This is a genomic window from Streptomyces sp. NBC_01334, assembly GCF_035983595.1.
GTDB classification, from domain to species: domain Bacteria; phylum Actinomycetota; class Actinomycetes; order Streptomycetales; family Streptomycetaceae; genus Streptomyces; species Streptomyces coriariae.
On record NZ_CP130718.1, the window covers coordinates 3,345,872 to 3,358,871 of the forward strand.

Below are 13,000 nucleotides of genomic sequence, written 5' to 3' on the forward strand. Positions count from 1 at the left end.
AACGGACCAGGGGAACGTCAGGTGTTCCAGGTGCCCGCGGCCGCGGCGCTCTTGGCGTAGGCGGAGAAGTCCCGGGGAGCCCGGCCCAGCGCCCGCTGGACGCCGTCGCCGAGCGAGGCGAGACCGCCGGAGCGGACGTGCTCGTACAGGCCGACCGACAGTTGCACCCATTCCTCGGGCACCCCCTGGGCGCGCTGCTCGTCCGCGTACGCCTCCGGGCTCAGGGCCACGTAGCCGATGTCACGGCCGGTGGCCCGGGCGATCTCCTCGACCGCGTCCCGGAACGTCAGCAGCCGGGGACCGCTCAGCTCGTAGTGCCACCCGGCGTGCCCGGCCTCCGTGAGGGCGGCGACCGCCACCTCGGCGATGTCCTCGGCGTCGACGAACGCCTCCTTGCCGTCGCCGGCCGGCAGCCGTACCTCGCCGCTCAGCACCGGGTCGTGCAGGAAGTCCTCGCTGAAGTTCTGGAAGAACCACCGCACTCGCAGCACGGTCCACTCCAGGCCCGCGTGCCCCAGCGCCCGCTCCGCGGCCAGGACGTGGTCCTGGGCAGGGCCCCAGGCGTCGGAGGGCGTGGACAGCAGCACCGCGTGCCGGGCTCCGGCGGCCGCGGCCCGCCGCACGAACGCGGCGACGGCCTCGGCGGCCTGCGGTGTGCCGAGGTCGGGATGCACCAGGTACATCCCCGTCACCCCTCGCAGCGCCGGCTCCCAAGTGGCGCTGTCCGTCCAGTCGAAGGACGGCGTACCGGACCGCGAGGCCGCGCGGACCACCGCACCCCGCTCCTCCAGCAGCCGCACCACCCGGCGGCCCGTCTTGCCCGTTGCGCCCGTCACCAGAATCATCTCGTCGTTCATGGATTCAACGGAACCAGCCACCGTCCGCCCCAGCCATGCCACGCAGACTCAGCTCCATGTCCGTTCGTCTACGCTGACCGGCATGGATCCCATGGGTCTGACCAGCACGGATCCGCTGACGGACCTCCTGAACGGGGTACGGACCAGTGGCGCGATCTTCAACCAGTCCTCCCTGACCGGCAGCTGGGCCGCGCGCTTCGAAGACCGTTCCCCCCTGGCCCTCGCGGTCCTCCTGCACGGCTCCGCCTGGATCACCCCCCAGGGCGGCGCCCCGGTCAGGATCGGCCCCGGCGACGTCGCCGTGCTGTGTGGCGGCGCTCCGTACGTCATAGCGGACGGCCCGGCCACCGAACCGGACGTGGTGATCCGTCCCGGGGGCCGCTGCACGACCACGCGGGGCGAGGAGACGACCGGCGCGCGCACCCCGGACGCCGCCGCCTGGGACCCGGCGGGGGTGGACAGCACGCTCCTCCTGAGCGGCCTGTGCACCGTGGACCGCGCCACCCCGAGCCGACTGCTCGCCGCCCTGCCGCCCCTGGCCGTCGTCGAGGCGGACGTGGGCACCTGCCCGGTCGGCCGGACGACCTTCGAGGAGATCACCCGCGAGGAGCCCGGGCGGCAGATCCTGCTGGACCGGACCCTGGACCTGATGCTCATCACCGCCCTGCGCGCCTGGTTCACCCGCCCCGGCGCCCAGGTCCCCGCCTGGTACCGGGCCCACGGCGACCCCGTCGTCGGCTCCGCCCTGCGCGCGCTGCACGCCGACCCCGCGCGCCCCTGGACGCTGCCGTCCCTGGCGGCGAAGACCGGCGTGTCCCGGGCGAACCTGGCCCGGCGCTTCACCGCCCTCGTCGGACAGCCCCCGATGACCTACCTACGGGAACAGCGCCTCACCCTGGCCGCCGACCTGCTGCGTGAGCCCGACGCCACGCTCGCCACGGTGGCGCACCGAGTCGGCTTCGCCAACGCGTTCGCCCTCAGCGCCGCGTTCAAGAGGGAACACGGCGTCAGCCCGAGCGAGTACCGGGCGAACCAGTCACCGGCCGGGAGCGAAGACCCGCCGGCCCGGGCAGGCCCACTCGACCGCTCCACGACGTCAGCCGGATCTCCATGACGACACTCGCACCGAGGATCCTCCGGCCCATCACCACGCCGCTCCGGCTCGGCCGTTCACCGCGACGCGGGCTGCCGGTGGGTCGGGGCAGCGGGACGTTTCGCGAAGATCGCCATGCCCCGCCCCGCGCGTCGCCCCGCAGCAGATTCTGTCCCCAGGACGGAAAGTGACGCCCCGACACCTCACGAGGAACGTTTCCGCAGGTCAGACCACATTGAAGGTGGGGCGGGTGGGACTCGAACCCACGGCCGACGGATTATGAGTCCCTTGGGGATCTTGGCGGCCCTTGCCGATCATTACCGATTCACGCCGTTCTTGCAGGTCAGACGTGCTGATCCGTGTCAGCCCTGTGCAGTGCTTGTCGGCCTGTTCCTGTCCTTGTGGCCCCTCAATGGCCCCTGAGGGCCTTCGAGACGGTCACTCGCCACAGCAGCAGCCGCGTCCGCCCAGTCCAGCCAAGAGGATGGAACTTACGCACAGCGGAGTCCCTTTCCACGCGGAGACGGTCCCACCTCTGGTCAGCGGGATCGCCAACGCCCGTGACCACCGTCGTCACCGAGGCCCCCCCGGTCAGCATCCGGGCGGTTCGCAGCACTCCAGGGCGGGCCCTGCTCGAGATCGCCGATCGGGCCGACGACCTCCTGGTGGTCGGCGCGGGCTGTCGCGGCAGGGTGCGCCGTGCCCTGTGTCCGTCGGTGGCCCGGTACTGCCTCGCCCGCGCCGCCTGTGCGGTGCTGGCCGTACCGCCCTCACCCCTGGCGGGCGACCTGACGTCCCTGCACCGCCGCGTCGGCTTCCGGCTGCCCCTTGATGCCCGGGAGCTGACCGACGGCACGTCCTGACCGGTCCGCCGTCATGGTCCTGTTAGGACTGCCGGGCTCCCCGTCAAGCATCCGTCAGCGACGGGGACGGGTTCCGGACCGGCGGGCATAGCGTCACCGAGGTGCCCGGCCGAACCGGCCGAGCAGCTCGCACCACCCCCTCCTGCACCGACCCTAGGAGCAGCACACATGTCTGCAATGGACCTCTGCGAGGACCCCGAGCCCTCCGAACGCGTCCCGGCCGGACTTCTCTTCGTCCCCGTCCGGTCGGGGCCCATGGGCTGCACGGCCCGCTACTTCCGCACGCCGCTGGGTGACCGTACGGCCGTCGGCTTCACCTCGGCGGACAAGCTCACCGCCACCCTCGGCACGGACCAGAGCTGCATCAGGCTCTCCGAACCCGCACTGCGCGCGCTCGCCGCGCCCCTGGGCGTCACCACGCTCACCGTCGACCCGTTGCTCTCCGCTCCCGCAGCCGTATCCGCCGTCGTCGGACCGTCCTCCTCCGAGGACCACGAAGACCTCGAGCGCGGGCGGTCCTGGCAGGACTGGACCCCTCAGCAGGTCGGCGTCCTGCGGGTGACCGGAGCCGCCGCCCTCGTCGCATGCCTGAACCTGCTGATCGGCTGAGGAGGCGCCATGTCCATCTCCGTACCGTCGTCGCTCCCGACCCCCTTCCCGTCCTCTCTGCCCGCGGATCCCCAGGCCCTGTCGCGGCTCCTCGGCGGCACCGACGGCCTGTCCGTCTGGCCCCGCTCGGCGCGCCCCGAGCCCGACGGGGACGTCTCCGTCGGCGGGGTCTCGCTCGCCGAGGCCGCCGACCGCTTCGGCACTCCGCTGTACGTGCTCGACGAGGAGGAGGTCCGCGCGCGCTGCCGTGCGTACCGCACCGCCTTCCCCGACGCCGACATCGTCTACGCGGCCAAGGCGTTCCTGTGCCGCGCGATCGTGCACTGGGTGCAGGAGGAGGGTCTGGGCCTGGACGTGTGCTCCGCCGGGGAGCTGGCGCTCGCCGTCACCACCGGCTTCCCGCCGGAGAAGATCGTGATGCACGGCAACGCCAAGAGCCCGGAGGATCTGCGGACCGCCCTGCGCCTCGGCGTCGGACGCATCGTCGTCGACAGCGCCTCGGAGATCGCCCGGCTGGCCGCGTTCACCCCGGCCGGCACCCGCCAGAAGGTCATGGTGCGGGTGGTGCCCGGCGTCGCGGCGGGCGGGCACGCCAAGGTCCGCACGGGCACCGACGACCAGAAGTTCGGTCTGTCCATCACGGACGGCTCCGCACAGCACGCGGTCACCCGGATACTCGACCAGCCGCATCTGGAACTCGTCGGCCTGCACTGCCACATCGGCTCGCAGATCGACTCCGTCAAGCCGTACGTCGCGGCGGTACGGCGGATGGTCGGCCTCATGGCCCGCATCCGGGACCACCACGGCGTCAGCCTCCCGCAGCTGAACATCGGTGGCGGGCACGCCATCGCCTACCGGCCCGGCGAGGAGAGCCTGGACGTGGGCGTCCTGGCCGGCCGGGTCCGCGCCGAACTGGAGGAGGGCTGCGCCCGCGCCGGCCTGACCGTGCCCCGGCTCACCCTGGAGCCGGGCCGGGCGATCATCGGCCCCGCGGGCATCGCCGTCTACCGGGTCCTCTCCGTCAAGCGCACCGGGCAGCACGTCTTCGTCGCCGTCGACGGCGGCATGAGCGACAACCCCAGGCCCGCGCTGTACGGGGTCCGGTACGCGCCGCGGCTCATCGGCCGCCCGTCGACGGCACCGCCCCGGCTCGTCACCGTCGTGGGCCGGCACTGCGAGGCGGGCGACGTCCTCGCGGAAGACGTCGCGCTCCCGGGAGACATACGCCCTGGCGATCTCCTCGCCGTCCCGGCGGCCGGCGCCTACCACCTGTCCATGGCCTCCGGTTACAACCTGGTCGGCCGTCCGCCCGTGGTCGCGGTCACGGACGGGCTCGCCCGCACGCTCGTCCGCCGCGAATCACTGGACGACATGAGCCGCCGGGACATCGGCCTGTAGGGGGCACCTCGATGTCGGATCGCTACCGACTCGGCTGGACGCCGGGCGCGACCGGCAGGCTGAGCACCATGGTGAGCCCGCCGCCCGGGGTGTCCTCGGCGTCGAGGGTGCCGCCCATGGCCTCGGCGAAGCCTCGCGCCACCGCCAGACCCAGTCCGACCCCGGCACCGCGAGGCGCGTCCCCGTAACGCTGGAACGGTTCGAAGATGAGCCCCTTGGCCTCGTCCGGAACGCCGGGTCCCCGGTCGACGACGCGCACCTCGACCCGGTCGGCGAGGGAACTGGCGGACACCAGGACGTGCTCGCCCGGCGGGCCGTACTTCACGGCGTTCTCCACCAGGTTGGCCACGGACCGCTCCAGGAGCCCAGCGTCGACGGCGACCATCGGCAGCGTCTCGGGGATGTCCAGCTCCACGCTGTCCTCCGGCACCCCGCCGAGTGCCATCGGCACCACTTCGTCCAGGTCCATCTCCCGGATGATCGGGGTGACGGTGCCGGTCTGGAGGCGGGACATGTCCAGCAGATTTCCCACCAGGTGGTCGAGGCGGTCGGCGCCCTCCTCGATGCCTTCGAGCAGCTCCGTCTGGTCCTCCTTCGACCATTCCACGTCGTCGGAGCGCAGCGAGGAGACCGCCGCCTTGATGCCGGCCAGGGGTGTCCGGAGGTCGTGACTGACGGCGGCCAGCAGAGCCGTACGGATGCGGTTGCCCTCGGCCAGCGCGCGGGACTGGGCGGCCTGGGACTGGAGCCGCTGCCGGTCCAGTACGACGACGGCCTGGGCGGCGAAGGCTGCCAGCACCCGGCGGTCGGCGGCCGGCAGCACCCGTCCCGTCAGCGCGAGCGCCTGGTGGTCGCCCACAGGCATGTCGACGTCCGCGTCCTCCGGCCGCTCCACGGGCCGTCCTGTCCCCGCCCGCCCGGCGCAGGTCCAGGGTTCCACGTCGCTTTCCCGCTCCAGCAGAGCGACCGATTCCATGCCGAAGGTCTCCCGGACACGTTCGAGGAGTGCCTCCAGGCTGGTCTCGCCGCGCAGCACGCTGCCGGCGAGGAAGGAGAGGATCTCCGACTCGGCGCGCAGCCGGGCCGCCTGATGTGTGCGCCGGGCGGCCAGGTCCACCACGGACGCCACCGACACGGCGACACCGACGAAGATCGCGATCGCCACGATGTTCTTGGGATCGGCGATCGTCAGGGTGTGTATGGGCGGGGTGAAGTACCAGTTCAACAGCAGGGAACCCACCACCGCCGAGGCCAGCGCCGGGTACAGACCCCCCAGCAGGGCCGCGGCCACCGTCAGCGTGAGGAAGAGCAGCATGTCGTTGGCCAGGCCGACCTCGGGCGTGACGCTGGTGAGCAGCAGCGTCAGGAGGGCGGGGCCGGCCACACCGATCAGCCAGCCCCAGACGACGCGGGACCGCCCGAGCCGCGCCCCGCGGGCCACCGGCAGTCCGCGCCCCTTGCCGGCCTCGTCGTGGGTGATCAGGTGGACGTCCAGGTCGGGGCCCGACTCGCGGGCGACCGTGGCACCGACGCCCGGCCCGAAGACGTACTGCCATCCCTTGCGACGGGAGACTCCGAGGACGATCTGGGTGGCGTTCACCCCGCGGGCGAAGTCCAGGATCGCAACCGATACGTCTTCGCCGATGACGTGGTGGAAGGTGCCGCCCAAGTCCTCGACCAGGGTCCGCTGGACGGCCAGTTCCTTGGGCGAGGCGGAGGTCAGGCCGTCGCTGCGGGAGATGTAGACGGCCAGTACCTCGCCGCCCGCCCCCTTCTCCGCCAGCCGGGCGGCCCTCCGGATCAGCGTCCGCCCCTCGGGGCCGCCGGTCAGCCCGACCACGATCCGCTCACGTGAACCCCAGATCGCCGACACCTGGTGCTCGCTGCGGTACTCCATGAGATAGGCGTCGACCCGGTCGGCCACCCACAGCAGCGCCAGCTCGCGCAGAGCGGTGAGATTGCCGGGCCGGAAGTAGTTCGACAAGGCCGCATCCACCTTGTCCGGCTTGTAGACATTGCCGTGCGCCATCCTGCGCCGCAACGCCTGCGGCGACATGTCGACCAGCTCGATCTGGTCCGCCCGCCGCACCACCTCGTCCGGCACCGTCTCCTGCTGGCGTACGCCCGTGATGGACTCGACGATGTCGCCCAGCGACTCCAGGTGTTGGATGTTGACCGTCGAGACCACGTCGATCCCGGCGGCGAGCAGTTCCTCCACGTCCTGCCACCGCTTGGTGTTGCGGGAGCCTGGGATGTTGGTGTGCGCGAGCTCGTCGACCAGGGCCACCTGCGGGTGCCGGGCGAGGACGGCATCCACGTCCATCTCGGTGAACGTGCCGCCGCGGTACTCCAACTCCCTGCGCGGCATCTGCTCCAGACCGTGCAGCATCACCTCGGTGCGCGGTCGGTGGTGGTGCTCGACGAAGGCGACCACGCAGTCGGTGCCGCGTTCGACGCGGCGGTGCGCCTCGGAGAGCATGGCGTAGGTCTTGCCGACGCCCGGTGCCGCGCCGAGGTAGATGCGAAGCTTGCCGCGTGCCATGGTCTCGTCTCTTCGTCTCTGCGGTCGGGGCCGCGGTGTGGGTGCGGGGCGGTGCGGAGCGGGAGGACGTTCAGCTCTCGAAGCGATAGCCCATCCCGGGCTCGGTGATGAGGTAGCGGGGGTGGGCGGGGTCCGCTTCCAGCTTGCGTCGCAGCTGCGCCATGTAGACGCGCAGGTAGTTGGTCTTGCTGCTCTGCGAGACTCCCCAGACCTCCTGGAGCAGCTGCTTCTGCGTGATGAGCCGGTCGGGGTTGGTGACCAGGATCTCCAGCAGGTGCCACTCGGTCGGGGTGAGACGGACGTCGTGGCCCGCGCGGGTGGCCTTCTTGGCGCGCAGGTCGACGGTGAAGTCGTCGGTGGTCACCAGGACGGTCTCGGGGGCGAGCGGTGCCTCCTCGGTACGGCGGACGGCGGCCCTCAGCCGGGCCAGCAGCTCGTCCATGCTGAACGGCTTGGTGATGTAGTCGTCGGCGCCCGCGTCGAGCGCGGCAACCTTCTCGTCGGAGGCGCGGCGTGCGGACAGCACCAGGATCGGCACGCGGGTCCAGCCGCGCAGCGCCCTGATGACGTCGGTGCCGTCCATGTCGGGCAGGCCCAGGTCGAGCAGGACCACGTCCGGCTGGCGGGCCGCGGCCAGCCGGAGCGCGGTGGTGCCGTCGGGCGCAGGGTCCACCCTGTACAGGCGGGCTTTCAGGTTGATCACGAGGGCCCGGACGAGCTGAGGGTCGTCCTCCACCACCAGTACCCGGGTCATCGGGGTACGCCTTTCCTGCTTGTACGAAGGACCGGATCGTGTGGATCATGCAGAACCGGCCCTATGGCGGCGGGAGTCGACGGTTCGGGGTGTCTCCCGTTCCGCCGACTCCCGCATGGTGCACGTAAGCCCATCAGCTCTTCGCCAGGAGTTCCTTGAGTGCGATGTTGAGCTCCAGGACGTTCACCCGGGGCTCGCCGATGAAGCCGAGGGTGCGGCCGTCGGTGTGCTCGTCGACCAGCTTCTGCACCTGGGCGACGGACAGGCCGTTCTTCTCGGCGACCCGGTGGACCTGGATGTCCGCGTAGTCGGGCGAGATGTTCGGGTCAAGCCCTGAGCCTGAAGACGTCACCGCGTCGGCGGGCACGTCGGAGGGCTGCACCGTGTAGCCGTCGACCGAGTTGTCCTTCACGACGGCGGCCTTGGCGGCGGTCACCCAGTCGATGAGGTCCTTGTTGTCACCGGACCGGTTGGTGGCGCCGGAGAGGATCAGCTTGTACTGGGTGTTGACGCTGTTGGTGCCGAGGCCGTTGGCCGGGCGGCCCTGGAACCACTTCAGGTCGGGCTCCGGGGTCTCCTGGCCTTCCTTCAGCGGCAGGTTGTACGACTGCCCGATCAGCGACGAGCCGACGACCTTGCCGTCTGCCTTGATCTCCGAGCCGTTCGCCTTGCCGGGGAGGAGTCCCTGGGCGATGCCGGTGACGGCCAGCGGGTAGATCACGCCCGTCACCACCGTCAGCACGAGCAGTGCGCGCAGCCCCGCCCACAGCAACCGGGCGGTGTTCGATACCGAGTTGTTCATGGGATCAGCACGCTTTCGAATAGTTACAGCCCGGGGATGAGGGAGATGAGCAGGTCGATGAGTTTGATGCCGATGAACGGGGCGATCAGGCCGCCGAGGCCGTAGATCGTCAGGTTGCGGCGGAGCATCCTGTCCGCGCTGACCGGCCGGTACCGCACGCCCCGCAGGGACAGCGGGACCAGGGCGATGATGATCAGCGCGTTGAAGACGACGGCGGACAGGATCGCGGAGTCCGGGGAGGTCAGGCCCATGATGTTGAGCTTGTCCAGGCCGGGGTAGACGGCCGCGAACAGCGCCGGGATGATCGCGAAGTACTTGGCGACGTCGTTGGCGATGGAGAACGTCGTCAACGCGCCCCGGGTGATGAGGAGTTGCTTGCCGATCTCGACGATCTCGATGAGCTTGGTCGGGTTGGAGTCGAGGTCGACCATGTTGCCGGCCTCCTTCGCGGCCGACGTACCCGTGTTCATCGCCACTCCGACATCGGCCTGGGCCAGGGCGGGCGCGTCGTTGGTGCCGTCGCCGGTCATCGCGACGAGCTTGCCGCCCGCCTGCTCCCGCTTGATGAGCGCCATCTTGTCCTCGGGAGTGGCCTCCGCGAGGAAGTCGTCGACACCTGCCTCCTCGGCGATCGCCTTCGCCGTGAGCGGGTTGTCGCCCGTGATCATGACGGTCTTGATGCCCATCCGGCGCAGCTCGTCGAACCGCTCACGCATGCCGTCCTTGACGACGTCCTTGAGGTGGATCACGCCCAGCACGCGGGCACCCCTGTCGTCCTCGACCGCAACGAGCAGCGGGGTACCACCGGCCTCGGAGATGCGGTTGGCGAGCGTGTCGGCGTCCTTGGAGACAGTGCCGCCCTGTTCCTTGACCCAGGCGACGACCGAACCGGCCGCGCCCTTGCGGATCCTCCGCCCGTCGACGTCCACGCCCGACATCCGGGTCTGTGCGGTGAAGGCGATCCACCCGGCGCCCTTGAGTTCTCCCTGCCGGCGCTCGCGCAGTGCGTACCTCTCCTTCGCCAGGACGACGATGGAACGGCCCTCGGGGGTCTCGTCGGCCAGCGAGGAGAGCTGGGCGGCGTCGGCGACCTGAGCCTCCGTCGTCCCGCTCACCGGCACGAACTCCGACGCCTGACGGTTGCCCAGGGTGATGGTGCCGGTCTTGTCGAGCAGCAGGGTCGAGACGTCACCTGCGGCCTCGACGGCCCGGCCGGACATGGCGAGGACGTTGCGCTGCACCAGGCGGTCCATACCCGCGATGCCGATCGCGGAGAGGAGCGCGCCGATCGTGGTCGGGATGAGGCACACCAGCAGCGCCACCAGCACGACCATCGTCAGGTGCGTGCCCGCGTAGTCCGCGAAGGGCGGCAGCGTCGCCACCGCCAGCAGGAAGACGATCGTGAGCGAGGCGAGCAGGATGTTCAGCGCGATCTCGTTGGGCGTCTTCTGCCGGGCCGCGCCCTCGACCAGGCTGATCATCCGGTCGATGAACGTCTCGCCCGGCTTCGTCGTGATCCTGACGACGATCCGGTCGGAGAGGACCTTCGTGCCACCGGTGACGGCACTGCGGTCACCGCCCGACTCACGGATGACCGGGGCGGACTCGCCGGTGATCGCCGACTCGTCGACGGACGCGACGCCCTCGACGACGTCACCGTCGCCGGGGATGATGTCGCCGGCCTCGCAGACGACCAGGTCGCCGATGCGCAGTGCGGTGCCGGGCACCTGTTCCTCGTGGTCCCCCACCAGCCTCCGGGCGACGGTGTCGGTCTTGGCCTTGCGCAGGGTGTCGGCCTGCGCCTTGCCCCGGCCCTCGGCGACCGCTTCCGCGAGGTTGGCGAAGACGACGGTCAGCCACAGCCAGGCGCTGATGGTCCAGCCGAACCAGTCGCCCGGGTCCTTGAAGGAGAAGACGGTGGTGAGCAGGGAGCCGATCCACACCACGAACATCACGGGTGACTTGACCATCACCCGCGGGTCGAGTTTGCGGAACGCGTCCGGCAGCGACTTCAGCAGCTGCTTCGGGTCGAACAGGCCCGCACCGACGCGTCCTTCGTCCTTGTGACCGGTCGGCACATCGCTGTGCGGCGCGCGGGCCGGAGTGGCTGTGGACATGGAGTCCTCTTGCTTCTCTATACGAGTGCTCATGACGCCAGCCCCTCGGCCAGCGGGCCCAGCGCCAGTGCCGGGAAGTAGGTCAGACCGGTGATGATCAGGATGGCACCCACCAACAGGCCGGTGAACAGCGGCTTTTCGGTGCGCAGGGTGCCTGCGGTCGCGGGCACCGGCTTCTGCTCGGCGAGCGAGCCGGCCAGGGCGAGGACGAACACCATGGGCAGGAACCGACCGAGCAGCATGGCCAGCCCGATGGTGGTGTTGAACCACTGCGTGTCGGCGTTCAGACCGGCGAAGGCCGAGCCGTTGTTGTTGGCGCCGGACGTGTAGGCGTACAGGATCTCGGAGAATCCGTGCGCCCCGCTGTTGGTCATCGAGTTGCCCGGGGTGGGCAATGCCATCGCCGCGGCGGTGAAGACGAGCACCAGCGCCGGGGTGATGAGGATGTAGCAGGCCGCGAACTTGATCTCGCGGGTCCCGATCTTCTTGCCCAGGTACTCGGGCGTACGGCCGACCATGAGCCCCGCGATGAACACCGCGATGACCGCCATGATCAGCATGCCGTAGAGGCCGGAGCCGGTACCACCGGGCGCGATCTCACCGAGCTGCATGCCCAGCAGGTTCAGGCCGCCGCCGAGACCGGTGTTGGAGGAGTGGAAGGAGTCCACCGCACCGGTCGAGGTGAGCGTCGTGGAGATGGAGAAGATCGAGGAGGCGCCGATGCCGAAGCGTGTCTCCTTGCCCTCCATCGCGCCGCCGGCGATGTCGAACGCCGGGCCGTGGTGGGCGAATTCGGTCGCCCACATCAGGGCGATGAAGCCGACCCAGATTGCGCCCATCGTCGCGAGGATCGCGTAACCCTGCCTGAGGCTTCCGACCATCCGGCCGAAGGTGCGCGTCAGGGCGAAGGGAATGAGCAGGATCAGGAAGATCTCGAAGATGTTCGTGAACGGGGTCGGGTTCTCGAAGGGGTGGGCGGAGTTGGCGTTGAAGTAGCCACCGCCGTTGGTGCCCAGCTCCTTGATGGCCTCCTGCGAGGCGACCGCACCGCCGTTCCACTGCTGCGAGCCGCCCATGAACTGGCCGACCTCGTGGATGCCGGAGAAGTTCTGGATGGCGCCGCACGCGACGAGGACGACCGCCGAGATGGCCGCAATCGGCAGCAGGATACGGACGACACCACGCACCAGGTCGGACCAGAAGTTGCCGAGCTCACCGGTACGGGAACGCGCGAAACCGCGCACGAGGGCGACAGCCACCGCGATGCCCACGGCCGCGGAGACGAAGTTCTGCACCGCCAGACCGGCGGTCTGCACGACGTGGCCCATGGCCTGCTCGCCGTAGTACGACTGCCAGTTCGTGTTCGACACGAAGGACGCGGCGGTGTTGAACGCCTGGTCCGGGTCGATCGCGGCGAAGCCGAGCGAGCCGGGCAGGTGGCCCTGGAGACGCTGGAGCAGGTAGAGGAAGAGGACGCTGACGGCGGAGAAGGCGAGGACACCGCGCAGGTACGCGGGCCAGCGCATCTGGGTGTTCGGGTTGGCGCCGATGCCCTTGTAGATCCACTTCTCGACGCGCAGGTGCTTGTCGGAGGAGTAGACCTTGGCCATGTAGTCGCCGAGCGGGATGTAGGCGAGCGCCAGTGCCCCTATCAGGGCGAGCAGCTGGAGCACACCGGCAAGTACGGGACCCATATCGCCCGCTGCGGTAGCAGCAAGTGTCACGGTCAGAACCTCTCCGGGAAGATCAGGGCGAGGACGAGATAGCCCAGCAGGGCGACGGCCACGACGAGGCCGACAATGTTCTCGGCGGTCACAGCTTGGTCACCCCCTTGGCGACGAGAGCCACCAGCGCGAACACCGCGATCGTGGTGACGACGAAGGCCAGGTCGGCCATCGCGAGCTCCTAGATGAGGTTCGGATTGAACGGACGATTAGAGGAAACCGCCTCCATGGCCGGATTCGG

11 protein-coding genes are annotated in these 13,000 nt (G+C 70.2%); 4 read left to right on the forward strand and 7 right to left on the reverse strand.

Features of this window, described 5'->3' with window-relative positions; translation table 11 throughout:
* Positions 1-17 precede the first annotated feature (17 nt).
* Positions 18-857 (reverse strand): NmrA family NAD(P)-binding protein, encoded by an 840-nt coding sequence (locus tag OG736_RS15095; RefSeq protein WP_327182905.1) that lies wholly within the window; start codon positions 855-857, stop codon positions 18-20.
* 82 nt (positions 858-939) lie between these two features.
* On the opposite strand from OG736_RS15095, the gene OG736_RS15100 reads away from it, so the two are divergent.
* The 4 genes from OG736_RS15100 (at position 940) to lysA (ending at position 4,820) form a co-directional block, all read left to right on the forward strand.
* Positions 940-1,971: an AraC family transcriptional regulator gene (locus OG736_RS15100; RefSeq protein ID WP_327182906.1), complete on the forward strand. Its 1,032-nt coding sequence runs from the start codon at positions 940-942 to the stop codon at positions 1,969-1,971.
* A gap of 539 nt (positions 1,972-2,510) precedes the next feature.
* Positions 2,511-2,813 carry a universal stress protein gene (locus OG736_RS15105; RefSeq protein ID WP_308285921.1) on the forward strand — a complete coding sequence of 101 codons (303 nt, stop codon included), beginning with the start codon at positions 2,511-2,513 and terminating at the stop codon, positions 2,811-2,813.
* Positions 2,814-2,981: 168 nt separating this feature from the next.
* Positions 2,982-3,422 carry an SAV_915 family protein gene (locus OG736_RS15110; RefSeq protein WP_327182907.1) on the forward strand — a complete coding sequence of 147 codons (441 nt, stop codon included), beginning with the start codon at positions 2,982-2,984 and terminating at the stop codon, positions 3,420-3,422.
* A 9-nt stretch (positions 3,423-3,431) separates the two neighbouring features.
* Positions 3,432-4,820, forward strand: coding sequence for a diaminopimelate decarboxylase (gene lysA, locus OG736_RS15115; RefSeq protein ID WP_327182908.1), 1,389 nt, complete (start codon positions 3,432-3,434; stop codon positions 4,818-4,820).
* Positions 4,821-4,842: 22 nt separating this feature from the next.
* Here the strand turns inward: lysA and OG736_RS15120 are convergent, their stop codons facing one another.
* From OG736_RS15120 to kdpF, 6 genes are all read right to left on the reverse strand, one after another.
* On the reverse strand, positions 4,843-7,362 hold the full coding sequence (locus OG736_RS15120; RefSeq protein ID WP_327182909.1) for a DUF4118 domain-containing protein: 2,520 nt from the start codon (positions 7,360-7,362) through the stop codon (positions 4,843-4,845).
* A 70-nt stretch (positions 7,363-7,432) separates the two neighbouring features.
* Positions 7,433-8,116 (reverse strand): response regulator, encoded by a 684-nt coding sequence (locus tag OG736_RS15125; protein WP_327182910.1) that lies wholly within the window; start codon positions 8,114-8,116, stop codon positions 7,433-7,435.
* A 133-nt stretch (positions 8,117-8,249) separates the two neighbouring features.
* Positions 8,250-8,918: a potassium-transporting ATPase subunit C gene (locus OG736_RS15130; RefSeq protein WP_327182911.1), complete on the reverse strand. Its 669-nt coding sequence runs from the start codon at positions 8,916-8,918 to the stop codon at positions 8,250-8,252.
* 23 nt (positions 8,919-8,941) lie between these two features.
* A complete protein-coding gene (gene kdpB, locus OG736_RS15135) occupies positions 8,942-11,035 on the reverse strand; it encodes a potassium-transporting ATPase subunit KdpB (protein WP_405772404.1) in 2,094 nt (697 codons plus the stop codon).
* A 29-nt stretch (positions 11,036-11,064) separates the two neighbouring features.
* Positions 11,065-12,729, reverse strand: coding sequence for a potassium-transporting ATPase subunit KdpA (gene kdpA / locus OG736_RS15140; RefSeq protein ID WP_230195807.1), 1,665 nt, complete (start codon positions 12,727-12,729; stop codon positions 11,065-11,067).
* Positions 12,730-12,761: 32 nt separating this feature from the next.
* Entirely contained in the window at positions 12,762-12,851 is a 90-nt protein-coding gene (gene kdpF, locus OG736_RS15145; RefSeq protein WP_016434100.1) for a K(+)-transporting ATPase subunit F, read from the reverse strand.
* Positions 12,852-13,000 lie beyond the last annotated feature (149 nt).